At 44.0% G+C, this 24,340-nt stretch carries 25 protein-coding genes, 21 tRNA genes and 1 rRNA gene; 35 read left to right on the top strand and 12 right to left on the bottom strand.

The features are described 5' to 3' along the window. The first annotated feature begins 193 nt into the window (after positions 1–193). The 22 genes from rrf to AC1DVB_RS16715 all read left to right on the top strand — a co-directional run bounded on the left by rrf (position 194) and on the right by AC1DVB_RS16715 (position 2,291). Positions 194–309, top strand: a 5S ribosomal RNA gene (gene rrf, locus AC1DVB_RS16820). Between the two features lie 11 nt (positions 310–320). Then, positions 321–396: transfer RNA gene (locus tag AC1DVB_RS16815), tRNA-Val, on the top strand. A gap of 10 nt (positions 397–406) precedes the next feature. Continuing rightward, positions 407–482 (top strand) — tRNA-Thr (locus AC1DVB_RS16810). Positions 483–504: 22 nt separating this feature from the next. After that, positions 505–580, top strand: a tRNA-Lys gene (locus AC1DVB_RS16805). A gap of 7 nt (positions 581–587) precedes the next feature. Beyond that, positions 588–669: transfer RNA gene (locus AC1DVB_RS16800), tRNA-Leu, on the top strand. 8 nt (positions 670–677) lie between these two features. Further along, positions 678–752: transfer RNA gene (locus tag AC1DVB_RS16795), tRNA-Gly, on the top strand. A 12-nt stretch (positions 753–764) separates the two neighbouring features. Then, positions 765–853: transfer RNA gene (locus tag AC1DVB_RS16790), tRNA-Leu, on the top strand. Positions 854–863: 10 nt separating this feature from the next. Beyond that, a tRNA-Arg gene (locus AC1DVB_RS16785) sits at positions 864–940 on the top strand. 11 nt (positions 941–951) lie between these two features. Continuing rightward, a tRNA-Pro gene (locus tag AC1DVB_RS16780) sits at positions 952–1,028 on the top strand. A gap of 17 nt (positions 1,029–1,045) precedes the next feature. Next, a tRNA-Ala gene (locus AC1DVB_RS16775) sits at positions 1,046–1,121 on the top strand. 28 nt (positions 1,122–1,149) lie between these two features. Beyond that, a tRNA-Met gene (locus tag AC1DVB_RS16770) sits at positions 1,150–1,226 on the top strand. Between the two features lie 10 nt (positions 1,227–1,236). Further along, positions 1,237–1,313, top strand: a tRNA-Ile gene (locus tag AC1DVB_RS16765). A gap of 20 nt (positions 1,314–1,333) precedes the next feature. After that, positions 1,334–1,426 (top strand) — tRNA-Ser (locus AC1DVB_RS16760). A 103-nt stretch (positions 1,427–1,529) separates the two neighbouring features. Beyond that, positions 1,530–1,603 (top strand) — tRNA-Met (locus AC1DVB_RS16755). 6 nt (positions 1,604–1,609) lie between these two features. Then, positions 1,610–1,685 (top strand) — tRNA-Asp (locus AC1DVB_RS16750). 23 nt (positions 1,686–1,708) lie between these two features. Next, a tRNA-Phe gene (locus AC1DVB_RS16745) sits at positions 1,709–1,784 on the top strand. Positions 1,785–1,801: 17 nt separating this feature from the next. Next, positions 1,802–1,877: transfer RNA gene (locus tag AC1DVB_RS16740), tRNA-His, on the top strand. Positions 1,878–1,881: 4 nt separating this feature from the next. Continuing rightward, positions 1,882–1,955 (top strand) — tRNA-Gly (locus AC1DVB_RS16735). A 5-nt stretch (positions 1,956–1,960) separates the two neighbouring features. Next, positions 1,961–2,037, top strand: a tRNA-Ile gene (locus tag AC1DVB_RS16730). A gap of 12 nt (positions 2,038–2,049) precedes the next feature. Continuing rightward, positions 2,050–2,124: transfer RNA gene (locus tag AC1DVB_RS16725), tRNA-Asn, on the top strand. Position 2,125: 1 nt separating this feature from the next. Further along, positions 2,126–2,216 (top strand) — tRNA-Ser (locus tag AC1DVB_RS16720). Positions 2,217–2,219: 3 nt separating this feature from the next. Then, positions 2,220–2,291, top strand: a tRNA-Glu gene (locus AC1DVB_RS16715). A 41-nt stretch (positions 2,292–2,332) separates the two neighbouring features. Here the strand turns inward: AC1DVB_RS16715 and AC1DVB_RS16710 are convergent. Next, positions 2,333–3,082, bottom strand: coding sequence for a TraR/DksA C4-type zinc finger protein (locus AC1DVB_RS16710; protein WP_477590072.1), 750 nt, complete (start codon positions 3,080–3,082; stop codon positions 2,333–2,335). Positions 3,083–3,233: 151 nt separating this feature from the next. Then, positions 3,234–4,154 carry a 1,4-dihydroxy-2-naphthoate polyprenyltransferase gene (locus tag AC1DVB_RS16705; protein WP_063574831.1) on the bottom strand — a complete coding sequence of 307 codons (921 nt, stop codon included), beginning with the start codon at positions 4,152–4,154 and terminating at the stop codon, positions 3,234–3,236. A 298-nt stretch (positions 4,155–4,452) separates the two neighbouring features. On the opposite strand from AC1DVB_RS16705, the gene AC1DVB_RS16700 reads away from it, so the two are divergent. From AC1DVB_RS16700 to AC1DVB_RS16670, 7 genes are all read left to right on the top strand, one after another. After that, positions 4,453–5,862, top strand: coding sequence for an isochorismate synthase (locus tag AC1DVB_RS16700; RefSeq protein ID WP_230134911.1), 1,410 nt, complete (start codon positions 4,453–4,455; stop codon positions 5,860–5,862). Then, positions 5,855–7,606 carry a 2-succinyl-5-enolpyruvyl-6-hydroxy-3-cyclohexene-1-carboxylic-acid synthase gene (gene menD, locus AC1DVB_RS16695; protein ID WP_477590069.1) on the top strand — a complete coding sequence of 584 codons (1,752 nt, stop codon included), beginning with the start codon at positions 5,855–5,857 and terminating at the stop codon, positions 7,604–7,606. Before AC1DVB_RS16700 ends, menD begins: the two co-directional genes overlap by 8 nt. Beyond that, positions 7,603–8,424: a 2-succinyl-6-hydroxy-2,4-cyclohexadiene-1-carboxylate synthase gene (gene menH, locus AC1DVB_RS16690; protein ID WP_328118975.1), complete on the top strand. Its 822-nt coding sequence runs from the start codon at positions 7,603–7,605 to the stop codon at positions 8,422–8,424. Before menD ends, menH begins: the two co-directional genes overlap by 4 nt. A gap of 7 nt (positions 8,425–8,431) precedes the next feature. Further along, positions 8,432–9,244: a 1,4-dihydroxy-2-naphthoyl-CoA synthase gene (menB, locus tag AC1DVB_RS16685; protein WP_370029151.1), complete on the top strand. Its 813-nt coding sequence runs from the start codon at positions 8,432–8,434 to the stop codon at positions 9,242–9,244. A gap of 86 nt (positions 9,245–9,330) precedes the next feature. After that, positions 9,331–10,812: an o-succinylbenzoate--CoA ligase gene (locus AC1DVB_RS16680; RefSeq protein WP_230134914.1), complete on the top strand. Its 1,482-nt coding sequence runs from the start codon at positions 9,331–9,333 to the stop codon at positions 10,810–10,812. Then, a complete protein-coding gene (menC, locus tag AC1DVB_RS16675; RefSeq protein WP_230134919.1) occupies positions 10,809–11,912 on the top strand; it encodes an o-succinylbenzoate synthase in 1,104 nt (367 codons plus the stop codon). The genes AC1DVB_RS16680 and menC overlap by 4 nt, the downstream gene beginning before the upstream one ends. 350 nt (positions 11,913–12,262) lie before the next feature. Next, entirely contained in the window at positions 12,263–12,409 is a 147-nt protein-coding gene (locus AC1DVB_RS16670; RefSeq protein ID WP_230134915.1) for a hypothetical protein, read from the top strand. Positions 12,410–12,455: 46 nt separating this feature from the next. On the opposite strand, the gene AC1DVB_RS16665 is transcribed toward AC1DVB_RS16670, so the two are convergent. Both AC1DVB_RS16665 and AC1DVB_RS16660 read right to left on the bottom strand, forming a co-directional pair. Then, entirely contained in the window at positions 12,456–13,151 is a 696-nt protein-coding gene (locus tag AC1DVB_RS16665) for a response regulator (RefSeq protein ID WP_095679333.1), read from the bottom strand. Next, positions 13,144–14,754: an ATP-binding protein gene (locus tag AC1DVB_RS16660; RefSeq protein ID WP_477590066.1), complete on the bottom strand. Its 1,611-nt coding sequence runs from the start codon at positions 14,752–14,754 to the stop codon at positions 13,144–13,146. The genes AC1DVB_RS16665 and AC1DVB_RS16660 overlap by 8 nt, the downstream gene beginning before the upstream one ends. A gap of 140 nt (positions 14,755–14,894) precedes the next feature. Here AC1DVB_RS16660 and AC1DVB_RS16655 point away from each other — a divergent pair, with 140 nt between their 5' ends. Further along, positions 14,895–15,959: a DctP family TRAP transporter solute-binding subunit gene (locus AC1DVB_RS16655; RefSeq protein ID WP_098185808.1), complete on the top strand. Its 1,065-nt coding sequence runs from the start codon at positions 14,895–14,897 to the stop codon at positions 15,957–15,959. 59 nt (positions 15,960–16,018) lie between these two features. Here AC1DVB_RS16655 and AC1DVB_RS16650 read toward each other — a convergent pair whose 3' ends face one another. From AC1DVB_RS16650 to yidD, 3 genes are all read right to left on the bottom strand, one after another. Further along, positions 16,019–16,375, bottom strand: a complete 357-nt coding sequence (locus AC1DVB_RS16650) for a hypothetical protein (RefSeq protein WP_239859623.1) — start codon at positions 16,373–16,375, stop codon at positions 16,019–16,021. 179 nt (positions 16,376–16,554) lie between these two features. After that, positions 16,555–17,505, bottom strand: coding sequence for a metal ABC transporter solute-binding protein, Zn/Mn family (locus tag AC1DVB_RS16645; RefSeq protein WP_477590064.1), 951 nt, complete (start codon positions 17,503–17,505; stop codon positions 16,555–16,557). Positions 17,506–17,626: 121 nt separating this feature from the next. Then, positions 17,627–17,848: a membrane protein insertion efficiency factor YidD gene (gene yidD / locus AC1DVB_RS16640; protein WP_206758824.1), complete on the bottom strand. Its 222-nt coding sequence runs from the start codon at positions 17,846–17,848 to the stop codon at positions 17,627–17,629. A gap of 209 nt (positions 17,849–18,057) precedes the next feature. Between yidD and AC1DVB_RS16635 the strand changes: the two genes are divergently transcribed. Further along, positions 18,058–18,531, top strand: coding sequence for an S-ribosylhomocysteine lyase (locus tag AC1DVB_RS16635; protein ID WP_034310515.1), 474 nt, complete (start codon positions 18,058–18,060; stop codon positions 18,529–18,531). 37 nt (positions 18,532–18,568) lie between these two features. Here AC1DVB_RS16635 and ytzI read toward each other — a convergent pair whose 3' ends face one another. Then, the gene (ytzI, locus tag AC1DVB_RS16630; protein ID WP_239859620.1) at positions 18,569–18,724 is read right to left on the bottom strand and encodes a YtzI protein; all 156 of its coding nucleotides are present in this window, start codon (positions 18,722–18,724) and stop codon (positions 18,569–18,571) included. Positions 18,725–18,848: 124 nt separating this feature from the next. Here ytzI and AC1DVB_RS16625 point away from each other — a divergent pair, with 124 nt between their 5' ends. Beyond that, entirely contained in the window at positions 18,849–19,289 is a 441-nt protein-coding gene (locus tag AC1DVB_RS16625; RefSeq protein WP_048686502.1) for a Dps family protein, read from the top strand. A 97-nt stretch (positions 19,290–19,386) separates the two neighbouring features. Here the strand turns inward: AC1DVB_RS16625 and AC1DVB_RS16620 are convergent, their stop codons facing one another. After that, positions 19,387–19,653 carry a DUF6154 family protein gene (locus AC1DVB_RS16620; protein ID WP_372464619.1) on the bottom strand — a complete coding sequence of 89 codons (267 nt, stop codon included), beginning with the start codon at positions 19,651–19,653 and terminating at the stop codon, positions 19,387–19,389. Between the two features lie 226 nt (positions 19,654–19,879). Between AC1DVB_RS16620 and AC1DVB_RS16615 the strand changes: the two genes are divergently transcribed. Both AC1DVB_RS16615 and ytkD read left to right on the top strand, forming a co-directional pair. Continuing rightward, a complete protein-coding gene (locus tag AC1DVB_RS16615; RefSeq protein ID WP_048686500.1) occupies positions 19,880–20,230 on the top strand; it encodes a hypothetical protein in 351 nt (116 codons plus the stop codon). Between the two features lie 113 nt (positions 20,231–20,343). Continuing rightward, complete coding sequence (gene ytkD, locus AC1DVB_RS16610; RefSeq protein WP_377331485.1) at positions 20,344–20,814, top strand: RNA deprotection pyrophosphohydrolase; 471 nt, start codon at positions 20,344–20,346, stop codon at positions 20,812–20,814. Between the two features lie 261 nt (positions 20,815–21,075). Here the strand turns inward: ytkD and AC1DVB_RS16605 are convergent, their stop codons facing one another. The 3 genes from AC1DVB_RS16605 to AC1DVB_RS16595 are packed head-to-tail and all read right to left on the bottom strand — an operon-like array spanning position 21,076 to position 23,656. Beyond that, entirely contained in the window at positions 21,076–21,867 is a 792-nt protein-coding gene (locus tag AC1DVB_RS16605) for an ABC transporter permease (protein ID WP_230134856.1), read from the bottom strand. Further along, the gene (locus AC1DVB_RS16600; protein WP_057279181.1) at positions 21,857–22,627 is read right to left on the bottom strand and encodes an ABC transporter ATP-binding protein; all 771 of its coding nucleotides are present in this window, start codon (positions 22,625–22,627) and stop codon (positions 21,857–21,859) included. Before AC1DVB_RS16600 ends, AC1DVB_RS16605 begins: the two co-directional genes overlap by 11 nt. A 27-nt stretch (positions 22,628–22,654) precedes the next feature. Then, positions 22,655–23,656: an ABC transporter substrate-binding protein gene (locus tag AC1DVB_RS16595; protein WP_063595925.1), complete on the bottom strand. Its 1,002-nt coding sequence runs from the start codon at positions 23,654–23,656 to the stop codon at positions 22,655–22,657. Between the two features lie 96 nt (positions 23,657–23,752). Between AC1DVB_RS16595 and AC1DVB_RS16590 the strand changes: the two genes are divergently transcribed. Further along, a partial coding sequence (locus AC1DVB_RS16590) for an alpha/beta hydrolase family protein (protein WP_477590060.1) occupies positions 23,753–24,340 on the top strand: 588 nt, incomplete at its 3' end.

Below are 24,340 nucleotides of genomic sequence, written 5' to 3'. Positions count from 1 at the left end.
GGTTGATAGGTCAGAGGTGGAAGCATGGTGACATGTGGAGCTGACTGATACTAATAGATCGAGGACTTAACCAACGCTTTTTAAAAAATGAAATACCTTCTTATTATCTAGTTTTGAAGGAATGAAAATTTCTTCTTGCATTTTCTCAAAAAGACGTTATAATAATATATGTCTTGAAAAAATGTTAACATTGTTTGGTGACGATAGCGAAGAGGTCACACCCGTTCCCATTCCGAACACGGCAGTTAAGCTCTTCAGCGCCGATGGTAGTTGGGGGTTTCCCCCTGTGAGAGTAGGATGTCGCCAAGCAGGTTTTATATGGAGGATTAGCTCAGCTGGGAGAGCATCTGCCTTACAAGCAGAGGGTCGGCGGTTCGATCCCGTCATCCTCCACCATTTTACACCTGCCGGTGTAGCTCAACTGGTAGAGCAACTGACTTGTAATCAGTAGGTTGGGGGTTCAAGTCCTCTTGCCGGCACCACTTTTTAAGATAGTACAAGCACGAGCCATTAGCTCAGTTGGTAGAGCATCTGACTTTTAATCAGAGGGTCGAAGGTTCGAATCCTTCATGGCTCACCATTTATATGCGGGTGTGGCGGAATTGGCAGACGCACCAGACTTAGGATCTGGCGCCGCAAGGCGTGGGGGTTCAAGTCCCTTCACCCGCATCTTTCATGCGGAAGTAGTTCAGTGGTAGAATACAACCTTGCCAAGGTTGGGGTCGCGGGTTCGAATCCCGTCTTCCGCTCCACTTTTCGTATGTGCCGGGGTGGCGGAACTGGCAGACGCACAGGACTTAAAATCCTGCGGTAGGTGACTACCGTACCGGTTCGATTCCGGTCCTCGGCACCATCATAAATATGCGCCCGTAGCTCAATTGGATAGAGCATCTGACTACGAATCAGAAGGTTGTAGGTTCGACTCCCGCCGGGCGCACCATGTTTTTATTGCGGGAAGTAGCTCAGCTTGGTAGAGCACTTGGTTTGGGACCAAGGGGTCGCAGGTTCGAATCCTGTCTTCCCGACCACGTGATTTTTAATGAATGGGGCCTTAGCTCAGCTGGGAGAGCGCCTGCCTTGCACGCAGGAGGTCAGCGGTTCGATCCCGCTAGGCTCCACCATTTTTCAATCAGAAACTTATATTATATTGGCGGTGTAGCTCAGCTGGCTAGAGCGTACGGTTCATACCCGTGAGGTCGGGGGTTCGATCCCCTCCGCCGCTACCAATAAATATAAGGACCTTTAGCTCAGCTGGTTAGAGCAGACGGCTCATAACCGTCCGGTCGTAGGTTCGAGTCCTACAAGGTCCACCATATTCATTTTTTTAAGCCGTGGAGGTATACCCAAGTTCGGCTGAAGGGATCGGTCTTGAAAACCGACAGGGGAGTCAAATCCCGCGGGGGTTCGAATCCCTCTACCTCCTCCATTTTTTCTAAAAGCAGCAAGTTGTTTTAAAACAACCTTACATAAAGGATGCGGACGAAACAATATTCACGAAAGCTTGATGCTAATCGTTTCATTATTACCGTCGCGGGGTGGAGCAGTCCGGTAGCTCGTCGGGCTCATAACCCGAAGGTCGCAGGTTCAAATCCTGTCCCCGCAATTATTAGGTCCCGTGGTGTAGCGGTTAACATGCCTGCCTGTCACGCAGGAGATCGCGGGTTCGATTCCCGTCGGGACCGCCATTATTTAAATTGAATACATATGTGGCTCAGTAGCTCAGTCGGTAGAGCAAAGGACTGAAAATCCTTGTGTCGGCGGTTCGATTCCGTCCTGAGCCACCATATCTTACAAAATTACGGCGATTGTGGCGAAGTGGTTAACGCACCTGATTGTGGTTCAGGCATTCGTGGGTTCGATTCCCATCAGTCGCCCCATTTCGCGGGTGTAGTTTAGTGGTAAAACCTCAGCCTTCCAAGCTGATGATGAGGGTTCGATTCCCTTCACCCGCTCCAAATATGGGCCTATAGCTCAGCTGGTTAGAGCGCACGCCTGATAAGCGTGAGGTCGATGGTTCGAGTCCATTTAGGCCCACCATATTCATATTGTTCCGCAGTAGCTCAGTGGTAGAGCATTCGGCTGTTAACCGAACGGTCGTAGGTTCGAGTCCTACCTGCGGAGCCATGGGGAAGTACTCAAGAGGCTGAAGAGGCGCCCCTGCTAAGGGTGTAGGTCGCGCGAGCGGCGCGAGGGTTCAAATCCCTCCTTCTCCGCCAGTTGGCCCGTTGGTCAAGCGGTTAAGACACCGCCCTTTCACGGCGGTAACACGGGTTCGAATCCCGTACGGGTCATAACAAAAAAGGAAGCATACATTCATGTATGCTTCTTTTTTTCATTTATTTTCCTTGATATAACCATCTTTTTGTTTATAGGGAATGTCTCCAAGTTGGGATTCTATATTTTCTTCTTTCAGGGTATCTTCATATTCCTTTTGCTTTTTGTTCGGTATATCCACTCTCGTTTTTCCTTCGATATCATTTGCTGCAAATCCTTCATAGTCTTCAGGAAATCCATCCGTTTCATCCTCGTTTTTATAAAGATCATTGTAATTGTCATGATCACCGGTATAATCAGATGGCGTTTCTGATGTACCGAATTTGGCCACTTCACCAAAGCTATCTTCTTTAGCCGCCATTTCGATTCCATGACGATTTTCAAAATGATCACCCTTGGATGGAATCAGTATATCCTCTTCCACTGGCCTGTCTTGTGAAAGCGTTCGTTCTGGGGCATGCTCGACACAGTAGAGGGTGCTTGGGATCGCTTCAAGCCTCTCGATGGGGATTTCTTTATTGCAGGTTTTACAATGGCCATACGATCCTTCTTCCATGGCTTTCAAAGCTTCTTCTATTTTCTCCATTTCGGATTGTGCATGCTCATCGAGTGMTTGATTCCGTTCCATCTCGAATAATTCGGTCCCTAGGTCTGCAGGATGATTATCATAGGATGATAATTCACCTACGGATTCCGTCTGGCTTTTATCCAGAACGGATTGTTCATCATTTTGAATTCTATTACATAGCTCATTTTTTTCCTGAAGCAGTTCTTTTTTTAATTTTTGCGTTTGTTGTTTCGTTGCCATATCCAATTCACTCCTTCTAAACTAAAGTCCAAATCTCTTTTTATATTGGTAAGGTGGTTGTATTATCTATTACCCGAATCGGAGTATAGGAAAACAATATGGAACGGAAGATAGAAAAAAGGACTGAGCGGATGGGCTCAGTCCCCGGAGACTATATAAGATAGCTGATGAATAATCCAATGGCCATGAGTAAACCAAAGAAGGTGTTCGTTTGGGCAGTGGCTTTCATTGCCGGCACCATCGTGATCGGCTGTGTTTTACCTACGAAGCCTTTTATTGCGGCCATTGCCTTCGGTATGCTAAGGAAGGCAAGGAGAATCCAAGCCGTAACGCTTCCGGTAAGAACGAGCCCAACAAGCCATAGATAAGAGAAAGCGAACATGATTGCCATGAATGTCAGGGCGTTTTTCCTGCCCATCACGACTGGCATCGTTTTGCGGCCATGTGCCTTATCCCCGTCATGATCCCGGAGGTTATTGGATAAGTTGATCAGCCCTACCAGTATCCCACTTGGAATGGCAATTAAGATGGCTGTTGAAGAAACATCACCGGTTTGAATGAAAAAGGCGATCAGGATTATCAAAAAGCCCATGAACAATCCAGAAAAAAGTTCCCCGAACGGTGTATATGAAATGGGCAGGGGACCGCCTGTATAAAGATAGCCGACAAGCATGCAAACGAGGCCTACTGCAGCTAGCCACCAAGACGATGCGGCACAGATATAGATTCCAATGATCAAGGCGATGGCATACATGCCAAGGGCCAAGTTCATGATTAGTCTGGGGGTCATCCCATGACGGACGATCCCGCCTCCGATGCCTACGGATTCCTCCGTATCCAGGCCTCTCTTGAAATCATAGTATTCATTGAATAAATTGGTTGCAGCTTGAATCAGGATACTTGCAACCATCATGGCAGCGAATAGTAACCAATTCACTCCATCTTCCAAAAGTGCAATCACAGTTCCAAGTAAGACTGGGACAAAAGCTGCGGTTAGTGTATGTGGACGAATTAACTCCCACCAAATCTTCCAGGTCCGTTTAAGGGGAAGTCCGTCGTATTCTGTTTGCATTATTTCTCTCCTCAAAATCATTATTGGTTCTCTCGAAATTATAACAAATATTGAAATGTTGCACAAAAGGTTATCCTAATAAATGCAGGAAAAGTGGGTATGGGTGTAATTGAAATTCATGGGTGATTCATTTCCAAAATCAAGGGTATTTCTCTACATTCGCTAAGATTCATATAATAAGGAAAAAAGCAGGGAAGAATCGCTCGGTAAAGGGGCGTTTTATTGACATGAGGTTCAAGGGAGGTGTATCTTTAAATAGGTTAAATAGCTTTTAAAATGTACATTTGGGGGGATTTTTTTGGCTATCTCAGAGGAAACTGAACAGTTTCAGGGACTGGCTTCAGCTATACAAAAGGCGAAGGACTTGAATGATCAAGTTCTATTCAGTCATATTAAGAAGATTAAATGCAACAGCCCCCTTTCATTTTATCAAGCTGGAAGAGAACGGTATGCAGGTGAACGCTTTTTCTGGGAGGACCCTGCAAAGGAAATAACCATCACCGGTTTAGGCAATGTTAAGAAACTCAAAGCGGCATCGAATGCCGAACGTTATAGAGAAGTCGAAAAGAGCTGGATCAAACTGCAGAATGATGCTGTCAAAACAGGAGTGACCGATGTAGAAGCGACAGGTCCTTTACTGTTTGGGGGCTTTTCTTTTGATTATGAAACTGACAGTACGCTCCTTTGGAATCAGTTCGGGGACAACCTGTTTTATATACCTGCCTTCATGCTGTCAATAGTGGGGAAACAAGCTTACTTAACGACAAACTTACTTTGTTCGCCTGATGATTCAGAAAAACTCTTCATAGATATGATAAATGAACGGGAAGCTTTCCTCTTCGAAAGCTTGGATGGCAATGGATTGGGTGCAAATTCCCTTGTTATGCAGAGAGAAGTCGAACCTGAGGAATGGAAGCGGACGGTCGCAGAGGCTGTTCAGGAAATCAAGACGACAGATCTTGACAAGATTGTTTTGGCAAGGGAGCTTCGACTTGGTTTTGAACGTTCCATCGATTCAGGGAAAGTGCTTGAACAATTGATTGCTGAGCAGCCATTGAGTTATATTTTCAGTTTGGAGGCTGGTGGTGACTGTTTTGTCGGTGCCACTCCCGAACGTTTGATTAAGAAACAGGGAAATGAAGTCTTTTCTACCTGCCTTGCCGGATCGATGCGGCGAGGGAAAGATGAGCAAGAAGATGTTTGTCTTGGTGAAGAATTGCTTCATGACCAAAAGAATTTACAAGAGCATCAATATGTCGTGTCGATGATATCCAATGCTTTTGATTCTGTATGCGAAAAGGTGATGGTCCCAGCCGGACCGACACTTATGAAAAACCGTCATATCCAGCATTTGTACACACCGGTTCGCGGTATATCCAAGAAAGGTGTCACGATTTTTGAATTTGTCGAGAACCTCCATCCCACACCTGCCATGGGCGGACTTCCAAAAGAAAAGGCTGTTGTCCGAATACGGGAATTGGAAGGTCTGGAACGCGGATTTTATGCGGGTCCTTTAGGCTGGGTGGATACGTATGGGAACGGGGAATTCGCTGTAGGGATACGTTCTGCCCTGATACAGAACAATGAGGCATCGCTCTTTGCCGGATGCGGAGTAGTGGAAGATTCGACACCCGAAAGTGAATTCCTGGAAACGGGGATTAAATTCAATCCGATGTTAAGTGCTTTAGGAGGAAATCTTAATGAATGACCGAGATGCATTGACAGCGTATGCTGCTTCATTCGTCGATGAGCTTGCACAAAATGAGGTGAAGCATGTGGTGGTGAGCCCAGGTTCACGATCCACGCCACTGGCTTTGCTGCTAGTGGAACATCCTGATATCGAAATTCATATTAATGTGGATGAGCGTTCGGCTGCTTTTTTTGCCCTTGGTTTGGCTAAGGCCTTAAAAGAACCTGTCGGACTTCTTTGTACGTCCGGTACAGCCGCTGCAAACTATTACCCAGCCGTCATCGAGGCTTTCTATTCAAGAGTGCCGCTTATTGTACTTACCGCTGACCGTCCGCATGAATTGCGTGATGTCGGAGCCCCGCAGGCGATCGATCAAATACACCTTTACGGGAGACATGTAAAATGGTTTGTCGAAATGGCTCTTCCTGAAAGCACTGAAGGGATGATGCGGTATGCCAGAACGGTCGGTGCAAGGGCAGTGGCTACTGCGGCCGCTGAACCGGCAGGGCCTGTACATTTGAATTTCCCGCTTCGAGAACCATTGATTCCGGACCTGGAGCAAGCAAAGGAGTACCGGCAAAATAAAAGGACGCCTGCAGTGTTGATTGACAGTGGAGAACGGTCATTGTCCGCTTCACAATTAGAAGCGGTTGCAACTACATTGTCAAAAGCTAAGCAAGGTATCATTGTATGTGGCGAATTACCGCATCCAGAGATGAAGGAAGCCATTGTCGCATTAGCGAAAAAACTTGCTTTTCCGGTACTGGCTGATCCCCTTTCACAGTTAAGGAGCGGAAGTCATGATAAAGCCGTCATCATTGATGCGTACGATACGTTTCTCCGCGATGAAACGGCCAAAGCGGCATTCAGGCCGGAAGTGATCTTGCGATTCGGGGCAATGCCTGTTTCTAAACCGTTATTGTTATTCATGAAAAAACAAAAACAGGCGATTACTTTGGTCGTCGATGGCGGAGCAGGCTGGCGCGAACCAGCCGGTTTGGCAACGAATATGATTTACAGCGAAGAGAAAGATTTTTGTCTGGGAATAGCTGAAAGCATTACTTCTTCCCCTGATGATGAATGGCTTCGCTTATGGCAAACCGTCAACGGGGCGACGAAGGATGCCTTAGCCTCCGTCAGGGATGAAGCGGAGTTAAGCGAAGGCAAGCTGTTCGCTTTGCTTGCTGATATGATGCCATTGGAGTCGACGTTATTTGTCGGGAATAGTATGCCTATACGTGATTTGGATACTTTCTTTTTGAATAATGGAAAGGGAATCCAAACCATTGCCAATCGTGGGGCGAATGGCATCGATGGTGTCGTTTCCACTGCACTTGGCGTGAGCACGGTATCGAAAAATACAGTGCTGGCAATCGGGGATTTAAGCTTTTTCCATGATATGAATGGCTTGCTTGCAGCAAAACTTCAAAAACAAAATATCACGATTTTGCTGGTTAATAATGATGGCGGCGGCATTTTTTCCTTCTTGCCGCAGGCGAATGAGAGGGAACATTTCGAAACGCTATTCGGCACGCCTCATGGGCTTGATTTTTCACATACTGCCCAGCTTTATGGCGGTAAATACAACAAGGTGCAAAATTGGGATGAGTTCGAGAAGGTATTTACAGAGTCGTTCGAAATTCAAGGTCTGAAAATCATCGAAGTGCCGACAGAAAGAGAGTCCAATCTGCAAAAGCATCGAAATTTGTGGAGCTTTGTTTCCCAGGAAATAAAAATGGTGTTAGACAGGGAAATATCATGAATATTGTCAGCAAGGATGTCAATTATGCTGTTGAAATAACGGGAAATGGGGATCCTCTTGTACTTTTGCATGGATTTACGGGAAATCGGGATACATGGAAATTTCTCATCCCGCTACTGAGTGACAGGTATACGCTAATCATGGTCGACATCATCGGACATGGCATGTCTGCATCACCAGCCGACTATCGAAGGTATGAGCTGGAAAATGTGGCTGAGGATATCAAGTATATTTTGGATGTGTTACATTTCCCGAAAGCCCATATTCTTGGATACTCGATGGGCGGAAGGCTCGGATTGGGATTTGCCTGTTTGTATCCTGAATATGTTGATACATTGATACTGGAGAGTGCTTCACCAGGTCTTTTAACAGAAGAGGAACGGGAAATCCGAAGGGGAAATGATCGGAGGCTTGCCGAACGGATTCTTGCAAATGGCATGGAAGCGTTTGTGGATCAATGGGAAAACATCCCGCTGTTTGAAAGCCAAAAACGGTTGTCGGCCAAAACCAGGTCGGCCATTCGGGAGCAGCGGTTGGAAAATGACCCTGCCGGCCTTTCCAATAGCCTTCTTGGCATGGGGACCGGCAGTCAGGCTTCTTACTGGGAACAACTGCAAACCCTTGATTTCCCGGTGCTCCTTGTAACCGGTGAACTTGACCATAAGTTTTGTCGAATAGCGGACTCGATGAAAAAAGAGCTGAAGCGCGCCGAATGGAAAATAATAAATGATGCGGGACATGCGATTCATGTGGAAGTTGGAGAAAAGTTTGGTAAAATAATAAGTGAGTTTTTAAAGCGAAATAAAAGGAGGAATTAATGTGACGATTCAATGGGAAACAATACGTGAATATGATGAGATTTTGTATGAAAAATATAACGGGATTGCGAAAGTGTCCATCAATCGACCGCATGTACATAATGCATTCACGCCAAAAACGACTGCTGAAATGATTGATGCATTTGCAAGGGCGCGTGATGATTCCAGCATTGGTGTCATTATTTTAACAGGTGTAGGCGGCAAAGCATTCTGTTCAGGCGGAGACCAAAAAGTCCGCGGAAATGGCGGATATGTGGGTGAAGATAACATTCCGCGTCTAAATGTTCTTGATTTGCAACGTTTGATCCGCGTCATTCCAAAACCAGTCGTAGCCATGGTGGCAGGATATGCAATTGGCGGAGGTAATGTCTTGAACGTGGTATGTGACTTGACGATTGCTGCTGACAATGCAATTTTCGGACAAACTGGACCGAATGTAGGAAGCTTTGATGCTGGTTATGGTTCTGGCTACCTTGCACGTATCGTGGGTCATAAAAAGGCGCGTGAAATCTGGTACCTATGCCGTCAATACAATGCACAGGAAGCATTGGATATGGGATTGGTCAACACGGTCGTGCCTTTAGACCAATTAGAAGCGGAAACGGTTAAATGGTGTGAAGAAATGCTTGAGAAGAGCCCGACTGCACTTCGTTTCCTGAAAGCGGCAATGAACGCTGATACGGATGGCCTTGCAGGTCTTCAGCAATTGGCTGGTGACGCTACACTTTTATACTATACAACAGAAGAAGCAAAAGAAGGCCGCGATGCATTCAAAGAAAAACGCACTCCGGACTTTGGGCAATTCCCTCGTTTCCCTTAATGAAACGCGTGAATCGATGAGACTGACAGCTTGGCGGAAAATCGCCGGGCTGTTTTCTATATCAAAAAGGAAGAGGGGAAGCAGTAATGGCAGAAGAAAAGTTGCCGAACTGGCTTAAAAATCGGGCGCATCTTTCACCGGATCGCCCGGCAATTGAGTTTGAAGGTCATACGTATAGCTTTCTTGAACTGTATACTTTATCGGAGAAGATGGCTGGAAGGCTTTCAAGCATTGGTCTGGGCGCTGGCGATTCATGCGCGGTTTTGCTCCGTAACCATATTGATGGTGTTGTCGTTATCCATGCACTATTTCATCTCGGTGTGAAGATTGTGATGCTGAATAATAAGCTAACGGCAAAAGAGCTGTCCTGGCAGATCGAGGACAGCAAAACTGCCTATCTGGTTTCGGAAGAGTCCTTCTCCGGCAAACTCGCTGATATTGGTGAGATTCTCCCGGATTTGAAGCTTCACTTAATGGAAGAATTGCCGGATGAAGGCACAGCAGGGATACTTCAAGAGTTTTACCTTGAGGATACCGCTACGATCATGTATACATCTGGCACGACAGGAAATCCAAAAGGGGTGATCCAAACATTCGGCAACCATTGGTGGAGTGCCGTAGGGTCTGTTTTGAACCTTGGATTGCATGAAGAAGATTCTTGGTATTGTGCGGTTCCGATCTTTCATATTAGCGGTTTATCCATCTTGATGAAAAATGTGATTTATGGCATGAAAGTCGTTTTGGCGGAACGTTTCGATGAACGGGAAGCAAACCGGAGCATCCAGGAAAATGGCGTGACGATCATTTCGGTCGTGACGGCGATGCTGAATAGGATGGTGCAGGATATGAAGGGAACAAGCTATCCAAAAACCTTCCGCTGTTTCCTGTTGGGCGGCGGCCCTGCACCCGTCCATTTGCTTGAGGTATGTAAGGAGAAAGGGATTCCCGTCTATCAAACATATGGGATGACCGAAACGTCTTCACAGATTGTGACGCTGGCACCGGAATATAGCATGACAAAAATCGGCTCTGCGGGAAAGCCTTTGTTTCCTTCGCAGTTACGGATTGAGAAAGACGGCACGATGTGTGAACCGGGTGCAGTGGGTGAAATCGTCGTATCGGGTCCGAATGTGACGAAAGGCTATTTTAATCGGATGGATGCTACACAGCAGGCCATTATCGATGGATGGCTTTATACTGGGGACCTTGGTTATCTCGATGAGGAAGGTTTTTTATATGTGCTTGACCGACGCTCGGATTTAATCATTTCCGGCGGTGAAAATGTCTACCCGGCCGAGATTGAAAATGTCCTTAGTACGCACCCCGATGTGTTCGAAGCGGGAGTGACGGGGACAGAAGATGAAAAATGGGGACAGATCCCGCTTGCTTTTGTTGTCCTGCATCAAGGTGCAGAGCTAGGTGAGAGCGAACTGCTCGAATATTGCAAGGAGTATTTGGCATCCTATAAGATTCCCCGGAACGTGATATTTTGTAAGGAGCTTCCCCGGAATGGAGCGAGCAAGCTTCTTAGACGGGAACTGAAGAAGGAGATGGGGGAATGGCAATGAAGTTATCCTCCATTTTCCTAAAGCTCATTAAGGCCCCTTTAAAGCGTCCATTCAAGACGCATCTTGAAACGGTAAGCGACCGGGAAGTGATAATAGTCGAAGCCATGGATGAAGACGGATTGATTGGATACGGGGAAGCTGTGCCTTTTACAAGTCCTTGGTATACCGAGGAAACGACCAAAACATGCTTTCATATGTTGGAAGACTTCTTAATCCCGCTGACACTGGCCAGTCAGATCAGTCATCCTGATGAGCTGCCGAACTTATGGAGCGGAATCAGGCGGAATGCAATGGCGAAGTCGGCTTTAGAGCAGGCAATCCTCGATTTGTATGCGAAGCAGAAAGGAGTCTACCTCGGACGGCTGTTTGGCGGCGAACGAAGGGAAGTGGCCGCTGGCGTAGTCATTGCATCGAATGATATAGAAGATGCGATGCGCCAGATCGAGGATTTTTCCGATTCCGGTTATCAGCGATATAAAATAAAAATAAATCCTCAAAATGATCTGGAGTTTTTAGCGGAAATCCGTCGGGCCTATCCCGATATCCCGTTAATGGCAGATGCCAATTCAGCGTACACTCTTGATGACATCCCGCATCTGCAGAAGCTTGATGACTTTAAGCTGATGATGATTGAGCAGCCGCTGGGGCATGACGACATTGTAGAACATTCATTTTTGCAGAAACAGCTGCAGACACCCATTTGCCTTGATGAAAGCATAAATTCATTTCATGATGCAAAAAGTGCACTGTCGCTCCAGAGCTGTGGGGTCATAAACATTAAGATGGCTAAAGTCGGCGGCTGGATGGAAGCTGTAAGAATCCATGATCTATGCCTGGGAAATGATGTGCCCGTTTGGTGCGGCGGTATGATTGAATTTGGCATTTCACGTGCACATAATATTGCACTTGCCACATTAAAGGGGTTCACGATTCCCGGGGATATATCATCTTCATCCCGTTATTGGGATGGAGATATAATCGACCCTGAAGTCATCGTCGAAAATGGCATGATCCAAGTTCCCGATAAAGCTGGAATCGGTTTTGCCATCAATGAAAAGCGGCTAAAGGAATTGACTACATATAGTAAACTGTTCAAATGAAAAATCAAAGGAGGTGCACGGCCCACCTCTTTTGATCAAATATTGATCATATCTCCTTTTACTCCACGATCTATGCAACTTACCCAATTAGTACTTTATTGGACGGAAACCCCACCCTTTTGGAACATGATTTTAATAGGATACTAACAGTCGGAGGAAAGGGTACGGCTGACTGAAATCAACCTGAACATTTTTAATTTGTCTGCAGATTTTTTTGAAAAACCATTTAAATGGCCCGATAAAACATAATTTTTTCGGAAAATGGGGCTTTGTCTATTTTTCCTTTACTGGATTATTTTGTATAATGAATGAAAAGAAGGGCAACCAAAGGGAAAAGGAGGGGAGAGTGTATGAAAAAACCGTACCTTATTGCGGAAATTCTACTAAGAAGGGGCATGTCTGACTATGTCATAAAAGAAGTGACGGCTTTGAAGGAGTGCGAGCTGTTTCTTTTGAAGCGAAAGTGGGGCCTATATGACCGGAAGACAGGTGCGTAAAGAATGAAAGTAAAAAGGGAACCGTTTCAAGCCGGTCCCCATGCGGTTAAGTTTTTTTTAGCCGGTACCTATTGACTGGACGGCCTATGCTGCCATATTGTACGTCAAGTTGAAGGACTTCTTCGCCATGCAAGTATTCAAGATAGCGCCTAGCTGTAACTCTTGCGATTCCAATACCATCAGCCACTTCTTCTGCCGATAGTGACCCAGGCTGGGTCTTTATGAACTTCGTCACTTGCTCAAGAGTCGCGCCATTCAATCCTTTCGGAACATCATATTTCGGACGCGCTTCAGAATGTGTCTTATTTTGAAAGAGGATTCGGTCGAGCTGATTTTGGGAAATTTGATGATCAGGTTCAACCTCCATCCGAAAAGCATAATATTGTTCCAGCGTATGTTTTAGCCTATCGAATTTAAATGGCTTGATTAAATAGTCAAAAGCCCCGTTCTGTATCATTTTTCGAATCGTTTTCTGATCATTTGCCGCTGAAATGATGATGACATCCACATCAATTTGCTCTTTTCTAATTTGATAAAGTGTATCAACCCCATTTAAAGATGGCATGAAGATGTCCAAAATGACAAGGTCGGGTTTAGACTGCCTGATTTTTTCCAGACCTTCAAGCCCATTTGAAGCTGTATCAACGATTTTAAAGGCAGGCAGGCGCTCGATGAACTGTTTGTTGACCTCTTGGACCATTGGGTCATCTTCAATTAATAGTACACGAATTTCGTTAGTCATTTTGGTTCTCCTCTATATCATGCATCGGAAAAGAAAGAAAAAAGCTTGTTCCCTCATTAGGGCGTGTCGTGAATTTCATTTCGCCGTTCGCTTTTTTTACAATTTGGTCTATTAGATAAAGACCAATTCCTGATCCTTCCGCACCTTTTGTTGTAAAACCATACTCGAATATATCTTTATGAATGTCCTCGGGAATGYCGGGTCCATTATCCTCAAGCACGATTTGACAATGACGTTCATCCTGGTAGATGGATAGATAAACCTGTTTTGTTTCCTCTGAACAATACTTTAGCGCTGCGAATGAGTTTTCGATCAGGTTTCCGATTATCAAAACAAAATCGTGATGATCCAAACCAGCGGGGAAGCGGTCCAATTTTGTGTGTTTGTCCATGATGAGCTCGATCCCGAGTTCCCGACCCAAGGAGATCTTACTTAATATCAGCCCCACTAAATTATCATCGTGAATGTGCTTCGTTAAAAACCTGGTCAATTCCTCTTGTTCTTCCGTGATCTGAAAAATGTAATGCAGCGCTTCGTCAAGATTACCTAGCTGGATCAATCCTGCTATCGTATGAAGTTTGTTCATATGTTCATGGTTTTGAACGCGCAGGGCTTCAACGAATGCTTTGACACTAGTCAACTCTTCAGCTAGCTTCGTCACATCGGTGCGATCCTGGAAAATGGCCACGGCACCGATCGTTTTATCCGCAATCTTTATCGGTACCCGGTTGCTTACAATATTCCTGTTTTGAACGGAGATTTCCTGATTGAAGATGGGAGATGTCCGATCGAGTACTTCCGGGAGACGGGTATCGTGTATGATATCATTGATATTCTTGCCTATGACCGCACCTTCGATCTTGAATATCTGCTTAGCCTTTTCATTGAAAATCGTGATGGCCTGATTATTATCTATGGCGATGACCCCTTCATGCATGGCATTGAAAGCGGCTGTCCTTTCAACCAACATCCGTGAAATTTCATGGGGTTCCAGTTGGAAGGTTTCTTTTTTTATCCTTTTTGCCATGAGCCAAGATCCGCAAACACCGAATAGAAGGGTAAGGACCAGGATAATCGCGATTTCGCCTTTCAGGTCCTTGATTAATTCCGGTATCGTAGGCAGGATATTCCCGACCAGCACGACGCCGATTTGCTCTCTATCTCCATCGAGGATCGGGACAAAGGCGCGGACGGAAATGCCAAGTTCGCCAGCAGCCTTTGAAAGGTATTCGTGTTCAGCGAACGCAGCGCTTTCATCACTGCTGCTGGATGGGGTCCCCAATTGACTGAACACCGGGTGGGAATAGCGTATATGCTGATTGTTAAGTACAACTATATAATCCGCTTGATGGATTTTTCTTAAGTTTTCAATAATCGGATTAAGCTGCGTCCATCCTTCAGGCTCACGGACCAATTTCTGTACTTCAGGGAGTTCGGCAATGGTATGGGCTGTGATCATGGATCGTTTGCCGATTTCATCTTCCCTGACCGAAACGATGTTTCCGAATATAAAAATCCCGCCTATAAGTATCGAAAAAGCGACGATTACGAATGATAGCAGGGTGATTTTAATTTGAATGGGCATATGAAAGGATTTATCCATTGGTTTTCCTCCATTACTTCTATACTTAATAGTAACAGAATTTCTATCACTTTTCGCTATTTTTCGCGCAGTGTATTACGACAGCAAAAAGCTGTGATAGAATAGTGATAATGTGAAGTGAGCGGTGAGGAGTTGTCGGTATGCGTGCATTATGGGGGTATTTCTTGTTAATTGGCTTGGGGCTGTTGATAGCCGTGTATATATCGTTTCAATCGTTCTTTACAAGCTTCGGTTTCAATTTGCCGAAGGATGAGGAGCAGGTCGGGATGAAGGACCAAATCGTGATTAAGTTCAGTCATGTCGTTGCCGAAAATACACCTAAAGGGCTGGCTGCAAACCGATTTGCCCAACTTGTCGATGAATATACAGACCATCGTGTCAAAATAGAAGTTTATCCTAATCAGTCATTATATAGTGATCAGGAAGAGATTGAGGCATTACAAGAAAACAAGGTGCAGATGATTGCACCGACTGCATCTAAAATCACGAGCATATCAAAGAAATGGATGCTATTGGACCTCCCTTACGTCTTTCCAACGGATGAGGCCTTGCAGGAAGCGTTGAATGGGGAAGTGGGGGAAGAGCTGCTTAAGCAGCTGAATATCATCGATATCGAAGGACTCGCATTTTGGTCGAATAACTATAAACAGATTACAAGCAGTAAGCCGATACGGCATCCAAGTGATTTTGCAGGAAAGCATTTCAGAATCATGCCAAGTGCAGTCCTGGAAAGCCAATTCAAGCATTTTGGAGCGACAACTTCTGTCCTGGAGTTTAATGAAACGTTTAAAAGCCTTGAAATCAACGAAACGGACAGCCAGGAAAATACGATTTCGAATATCTATTCCAAGAAATTATATGAAGTGCAAAAGTATTTAACGATCAGTGATCATGGCTATTTAGGGTATGTAGTCATGATAAACGAGCAGTTTTGGAACAAACTCCCGTTGGATATTCAGCAGCAAATCCAACGGGCGATGGATGATACAACGAAATGGCTATGGATCAAATCAAATGAATTGAATCAGGAACAGCTAAGGGAAATCCAGCAAAAATCGAATATCGACATCTATACACTGTCAGATGAGGAAAAGAAAGAATGGATGGATGAGATGACCGTCATCTATCCGGAATTCGAATCCACGATTGGAACCGAATTGATGACGAAAATGGAAAAGATCCGTGAGAAGTATTTAAAGGAATAACTAACGTAAGGGAACCCCATTGAAAGGGGTTCCCTTCTTCTTTATCGTTCCCGATAGAATTACTCTTCAGGATTTTGTAAAAAATCAATCATCTCTTCATAATCATATGTTTTTAAAACCAAACCATTTTCATCAAACACGATGAATGCAGGTTCTTTCTTTAAATCAAGTTTTGGATATTGCTCATTCAATGACTCGTAAGATGCTTCATTTGTAATTGGACCCACATTGGTTATATTACTCTCTTCTAGTAAATCAAATGTAATTTCTTTACCAACGGCTTGGAGCGAATATATGTGACCCTCACTAGGCAAAAGATTCGGATGAATTCTAGCGTAATCATCTTTTTCATCCGTGCAAGCAACTAGCATCGATAGGAGTAGAAACGTTAAGCTTACATTTATGATCTTTTTCATATTTTCCCCTCTCTAAGCTTACATTTAATTATTCCATAAATTGTAATAATTAAAGCTTATCATAGGTTGCTCAAGAACAGGAAGCTATCATGCTTTGTCAGGAACCGAAACTCCAAGAACTCTTTAGAGTACCGGGTACAAAAAAGAAGCGAATCCAAAGGGAGCCGCTTCTTTCTCGTCTATTGCAAGGCAGTTTGCAGTGTCTTGACGTTTTTTTCCATTAAACTGAAGTAATCTTCGCCAGCTTCGATATCTTTTTCCGTCAACACGGAAAGGTTATGGAGCTCAAGTGATTTCGCTCCCATTTCCTTTTGGATGATTTCGGTAAGTTTAGAACTGATATTCTGCTCAAAGATGACATAGTTCAAGTCTTCTTTTTCAGCCATGGTTACGATTTTCCCCAGTTCCTTTTGAGAAGGTTCGTTTGAAGACGTTAGTCCCGTGACGCCAATTTGTTCCAATCCGTAGCGTTCCTCCCAATAACCATATGCAGAATGGGAAACGATGATCTTATTGGTACGGCCCGACTCGATCGTCGTCGCGAATTTTTTATCAAGTGCCCCAAGCTTTTCGGAAAGCTCATTGAAATGTCTGTTGAAATATTCTTCCTGTTCCGGCATTTTTTTCGTTAATTCGTCCTTGATGGTTTTAGCCATTTCAATGGAATAGACGGGATCTAACCACAAATGCGGATTAACGCCCCCATGGTCATGACCATCTTCTTCATGTGCATGTTCGTCTTCATGCTCATGCTCCTCTTCATCAAGATGAACCGTTTCGCCCACGGCAATTGTGCTGACGCCTTCTTTGCTTAGAATTGGTTCAGCCTTGGTTACAAAGCCTTCAAGATTATAGCCAATATAGAAAAACAGGTCTGATTCAGCCATTTTCACAATATCTTTTTGAGAAGGCTCGAATGAGTGTTCATCCGTTCCTGGAGGATAAACCGTCTCGACATTCACATACTCCCCGCCAATGGCCTCAGTGAAGTATTGTAAAGGGTAAACCGTCGTATATATATCCAAGGCATCCTTGGTTTCTTCTTTACTCGATTCTCCATTTGAGTTGCCGCAGGCTGACAGAAATACCGCAGTAACAAGGAAAAGGGAGAGCAATGCTCGAATTTTCATATGATATGCTCCTTTATAATTCGTATTGATTACGATTTGAATTTTATATGGTAAAAACGAAATGATTACGATTTGACTTCTGTATGATACAAAAGATTGCAAAGGAAAGCAAGGGTTTTTTCTATTGGTCCTTACTTTTTTCTTTTTTTTCGGGAACAAGGTCAATGCCCCCAGGATGAAACGGATGACATTTAAGAATCCGGATGAGTGCTAACCAGCTTCCTTTTATAGGTCCGAAACGATTGACCGCTTCCAAACCATAATGGGAACAAGTTGGATAAAAACGGCAGGTGGGCGGTTTTAATGGAGAAATGGCAACTTGGTAAAAACGGATGACTCCCATTACTATTTTTTTCAGCACGATGCTTTCAGCTCTTTTCGAGTAAATTGACTACCCTCAATTATAGCATATTTTCTATATTTCCCAAAAGGGTAAAAAAGGAATGAGCCTATTGGCAATCCGATTGATATAATGAGAATTAATTTTAAAGGATGAAATATATTGTTATTCAAGGTAAAATAGAGATGACATACAATTAAGGAGTGAATTAAATGCCTTCAGTTGAAAGCTTTGAATTAGATCATAACGCTGTTAAAGCCCCATATGTTAGACATTGCGGTGTCCATAAGGTAGGAACAGACGGTGTTGTTAATAAATTTGATATCCGTTTTTGCCAGCCGAATAAACAAGCGATGAAGCCGGACACGATCCATACCCTGGAACATTTGCTTGCATTCAATATCCGTAAGCATTCCGAGCGCTTCGATCACTTTGATATTATCGACATTTCGCCAATGGGATGTCAAACAGGATATTACCTTGTGGTCAGCGGCGAGCCGACTGTGACGGAAATCATCGATGTTCTTGAAGATACATTCAAGGATGCTGTTACAATTACCGAAATTCCTGCTGCAAACGAAAAACAATGCGGCCAAGCAAAATTGCATGATCTTGAAGGAGCTAAGAAATTAATGAATTTCTGGCTTGCACAAGATAAAGAAGATCTTCATAAAGTTTTCGGTTAATAAAAAAGTTCCTGTCCATTTGTGACAGGAACTTTTTTCATTTTTCGGGTTCTTCTTTTTTTCCCTCATCCTCTGGCAAAAGTTTGACCGGATCGACTGTATGCTTGTAGCTGTAACCTTTTCCGATGGTTAAGACCGATAGTGCCAATACAATCAGAATCACAATAATGGAGATAACTAAAACCGTAATCATACTTTACAGCTCCTAACGTTCACAATTTAGATTCATTTTAGCATAAGAACCGAGTCAGATAATGTTTCAATTTTCGAATAGAGGGAATTATAAAGGTATAACCAACTTACGGAGGTAGATATTTATGGCTCAGAAAAAATTAGGAACTTTAGTGAATAAGGAAATAGCAAACTTCAGTGTTCTTTATACAAAAATTCATAATTACCATTGGTTCGTGAATGGACCGCACTTCTTTGAACTTCACCAAAAATTGGAAGAGTTATATAAAGAAGTGACATCCAACTATGACGAATTGGCTGAAAGACTATTGGCCATTGGTGAAAAGCCGGTTGCTACCCTTAAAGAGTACATGGAATTAACGACGATCGAAGAAGCGACAGGTAATGAAAATACAGAAGATATGGTCCAAAGCGTCATAAGTGATTTTGAAAAGCTTTCCGAAGAGTTCCTGGAAATCATCGAAGTTGCCGAACAAGAAGATCCGGTTACGGCCGATATGCTGACAGGCATGAAGAAAAGCTTAAACAAACATGCTTGGATGCTGCGTGCGTATTTAGGACATTAAGATTTAGGAAAAGCCCTGCTTCGGTAGGGCTTTTTTTTTTGGTTAAACCTATAAAAAAGGCATCCATCAAAAGAGGGACACCTGACATGGTATGTATTTAATGAATATTCCTAGGCGGAAAATGTGTAGGTTTCGTGTCGCTCAAACTATTTTGAGCAAACTTCCCTTTTAACGTTTCAATAATGTAAAGGCCCATTAAATTGGTTAGTTCCTGATCATCCATCTCTTGAAGCAATTCGAAAATTTCCTTGCGGTCAAGCTGTTCCAGAACCGCAAACGTAAGCATATCAATATCTTCTTCATCACCAGTCATCTTATCACGGTACATATTGTATAATTCTTCAATTAACTTCAAAACTTTCACCTCACATTTATTAGAAATCCGTTATCTCTTTATATGTAGGTTATCAAAAAAACCTCTGGGTGCATATAAAAATCTTAAGGGATGCTTGGGCTTATTATATGTTTTACCCTTTGAAAGATACTTTAATCTATTATTTAACATCTTTGTTCTTCTGTAAACAAAATTTTCCATCGTATGAAGTGGGGAAATACGTGAAAAATAAGCGTAGGATATATGGAAAGGGTGGATGAATGTGTCTGAAGATAGGAAAAAATATTACATTTGGCTTCCGAATGGCCAGATAACACAAGATAGGGAAAGTTCTCCATGGAACTTCGAAATCGAGGCGACAGATAATGAAATCATCAAATTACGTGAATTATTTGATTACAATTATTCAATAGGGGAAGAAAATTTCTACCGGGCACATGTCCCATACCTTCAATATCATTTTGACCGTGAAAATGATAAGCAGGATATCACCCTTCAAAAAATTTACGAAATGATTTACGCCCTGGGAACTGAAGAAGGAAGACGGCATATAGAAAGCATGGGAATACTACAGGCAAAACCAACAGACGATGGCCTCGAATATTGAGGGTCCATCGTTTTTTTGATGTAATGCAGATTCCCGCTGGATAGTGATTTTTTTTACCCATATAATGAAACAAGGAGCATAGCACCATTTCTTATACGGAGAGAAGGGGAAAAATGAAACGATTTCTTGATAAGAACGGATATAAGGTCGAATTCTCCGAGAATCCTGTCTTTGGAGAGCCTTGGCATGTTTTTGTGCTAAGCCGATATAAGGGCAGGTGGGTATTGACCAAACACAGAGAAAGGGGATTCGAGTTCCCTGGCGGTAAACGGGAAGCAGGGGAATCCATTGAAGAAACGGCCATACGGGAAGTTTATGAAGAAACAGGAGGCTTGGTGGGCCAGCTGCAGTTTTTGGGACAATATAAAGTGCATGATCCAGTGAAGCCATTCGTTAAATCAATATACTATGCCGAATTGCGTGAAATAGAGAAGAAACAGAATTACCTGGAAACGGATGGCCCGATCTTTATGGAATCATTGCCGGATGTACTCGGTGAGGAGTTTAGCTTCATCATGAAAGATGAGATTGTACCGTTGAGCTTATCGAGACTGAATGATGGCACTTTGCAAAGAAACGAGTGAATGTCAGGAACTCACGAGTAAAACGGTAGAATTCACGAGTAAATCACGAAAACTCACGAGTAAAAGTCCGAAACTCACGAGTAAATCGCGATAACCCACGAGTAAAAGTCCGACTCACGAGTAAATGGTGGAAACTCACGAGTAAATCGTGGAAATTCACGAGTAAAACATCGAAACTCACGAGTAAATCGCCGAATCCAACTACATTCATGTTTTAACTCAGCATGAGTGAAAAACTGCCGAGGGTTATCGGCAGTTTGGTCAGTCTTTGATTAATTTTCGCTCGAGCAGTTCGACTAGTTGATACATGATTGTGGCAAAGACGGCAATGATCATCAAGGCAAGCATTACAAGGGTGAAGTTGAAGACTTGAAAGCCATAAATGATTAGGTAGCCGAGTCCTTTGGCCGAAACAAGGAATTCCCCTACGATGACGCCGACCCAGGAGAGGCCGACATTCACTTTCAATGTCGAGATGATCGTTGGGAAGGATGCGGGTAATATGGCTTCCCGAAAAGCTTGTGTTCTTGTGGCGCCAAAAGTTTGGAGTACTTTCAGGTAGTTCGGGTCCACTTCGCGAAATGCAGTGTAGACGACGATGGTGGTGATGATGATGGAGATGATCGCCCCCATCGAGATGATGGATGGAAATCCAGGGCCGAATGCTACGATGATGATGGGGCCGAGTGCCACTTTCGGCATCGCATTTAAAATGACGAGATAAGGATCAAGTGTTTTGGATAATCTTGGCGACCACCAAAGCAGGGATGCCAGGATCGTTCCAAGCAGTGTTCCTATGATAAAGCCGAGAACGGTCTCGAATAGCGTCACTCCGGAATGGGATAGCAGGGTTCCGTCACCCAATTTCTGTATGAAAAGATGCCACACTTTAGTCGGGGAGCTGAAGATGAGCGGATCGATCAGTTCCTTCCTGGATAAAAGTTCCCAACTGGTGAAAAAAACGATGAAAATCAGGATCTGATAAAAACGAATGAGCCTGTTTTCTTTTTTTAATGAGGTTTTATATTGGTTATGAAGCTGTTCAATATTCAAGGCTCTCAAGCTCCTTCCAGATCGTTTGGAATAGCATTGGATACTGCGGATGGTTGCGTGCATGGAAAGGCGTGAGTTCACGCAATTCATCGGGCACCTTGAAGGTTTTGTGCACGCTTCCCGGATTCGCGGAAAACAGAAAGATGCGGTCACTCATCGCAATGGCTTCACCGATATCATGGGTGACGAGCACGGCTGTCTTTCCGAAGGATTTCAGGGTTTCAAAAACAAGGTCTTCCAGCTTCAACTTGGTTTGGTAATCAAGAGCTGAAAACGGTTCATCAAGCAAAAGGATTTTTGGGTCGACTGCCAGTGTCCGTGCCAGTGCAGCCCTTTGCCTCATTCCTCCCGATAGTTCGCGCGGATATAATTTTCCGGTGTCTCCCAATCCAACGTCACTTAAAAGTTTAAGCGTTTTTATTCTCTCAAGTCCTTCATCTTTTTTAATCAGTTTCAATCCTAATAAGATATTTTCTTCTATCGTCTTCCATGGAAATAGATAATCCTGCTGCAGCATATAGCCGATTGAAAGGTCGCTGTTGGCTTTCAGCGGTTTGTTTTCGAGCAGGATCTTTCCTGAAGTGGGCGGAAAGAGCCCGGCGATGATGGAAAGCAGGGTGGTTTTTCCGCAGCCGCTCGGACCTAGAAAAGAGACGAATTCACCTTTTTCAATGTCGAGGGAAATGTCCGCAAGTGCGGTCGCTGCCGTCTGATTTGAAAAATAAGTATGGTGAATGTCTTGGATTTTTAAAAAGCTCATCGGACATCCTCCTTACCTTTTGCTATGTTATTTTGTGACTTCTTCAGCAAAGTCGGTATTGACCAGCTCTTCATGGCTTATACGTGATGGAAGCTCGCCTGCTTCATCCATGATGTTTTGCAGATTGTTCCATTCTTCTTCATCAAGAATGGGATCGGTGGCAAAGGATCCTTGTTCTTTGTAGCGGTTGATGACTGTTTCCATCGTCTCGAGATTGGTATCCTCAAAATACGGCTGAATGACTTCGGCAATTTCGGCAGCATCGTTTTCCTGAACCCAATCTTGTGCTTTCTTCAAGGCCCTCGTGAATTTTTCGACAGTCTCTTTGTCTTCTTTCAAATAGCTTTCTTTAGCCATATAAACTGTATATGGAAGATGACCGGACTCGGTGCCGAAAGAAGCGACGATATAGCCTTTTCCTTCTTTTTCAAACACACTGGCCGTTGGTTCGAACAGTTGAACGAAATCGCCGGTTCCGGAAGCGAAGGCAGTTGCGACATTCGCGAAATCAATGTTCTGGATGAGGTTCAAATCTTTTTTCGGGTCTATGTTATGTTTTTTCAATACGAACTCGCCGGCCATTTGCGGCATCCCGCCTTTGCGCTGGCCTAGGAATGTAGAGTTTTTCAGCATATCCCAATTGAAGTTGTCAATTTTTTCACGTGAAACAAGGAACGTTCCATCCGTCTGTGTTAATTGGGCGAAGTTGATGACGGGGTCATTCGAGCCTTGTGCCTGAACGTAAATCGATGTTTCGGAGCCAACGAGAGCAATATCCGCGCCATCGGAAAGAAGCGTGGTCATCGTCTTGTCGCCGCCTGCCGTCGTTTTCAAATCAATGCTGAGGCCCTCATCTTTAAAAAAGCCTTTTTCGATAGCGACATATTGCGGTGTATAGAAAAGGGAGCGGGTTACTTCGGCAACCCTTACCTTCGTTGTTTCCTGTTCTTTGTTGCCGCATGCGCCAAGCGGGATCACCAGCACGCACAGAAGTAAAAATACGACACCTGCTTTACACCATTTTTTCAAAATGCCTTCCTCCTTGATATATGGGTATTTTGCCTACATTATCGTATGAACGGAAGAAAAAAATGTGAATGCCTCTCAGGGGATAAAAACAAGCGGATGTTTTACAATAAGAATAAAGAGAAAGGAGAGTGGAAATTGGAGAACGGAACGATTATTTCAAAACAGCGGTTTCCATCACCGCATCCACGAATCCATCTTTATTCAGTTACGTACATATCACAAGGCCTGAAGGTAAAAGGTTTGCTGGCTGAACCGGTTGATGGCGAAATACATGATGCCTTCTTATATTTACGCGGCGGGATTAAAAATGTCGGAAAGGTGAKGCCTGCAAGGATCGTGCAGTATGCTGTAGAAGGTTTCATCGTTTTTGCTCCTTTTTACCGTGGAAATCAAGGCGGGGAGGGGGATGAGGATTTTGGAGGCGAAGATCRATTCGATGCGATATCAGGATTCAATCTTCTTGAACAGCATCCCAGGGTGAACAAGGATCACATTCATATCCTCGGATTCTCCCGTGGCGGCATCATGGCCCTTTGGACTGGGATATATTGCAGGAACGCAGCGTCGATCGTTACGTGGGGAGGTGTGTCGGATATGTTTTTAACATATGTCGAACGGGTCGATATGCGTCGGATGATGAAGCGTGTCATCGGCGGAACACCTAAAAAATGCCCGGATCAATAT

The organism is Peribacillus sp. P4_D6, from assembly GCF_056401795.1.
Note: the sequence above shows the minus strand (reverse complement) of the source record. Positions and strands in the feature narration are given on the sequence as shown.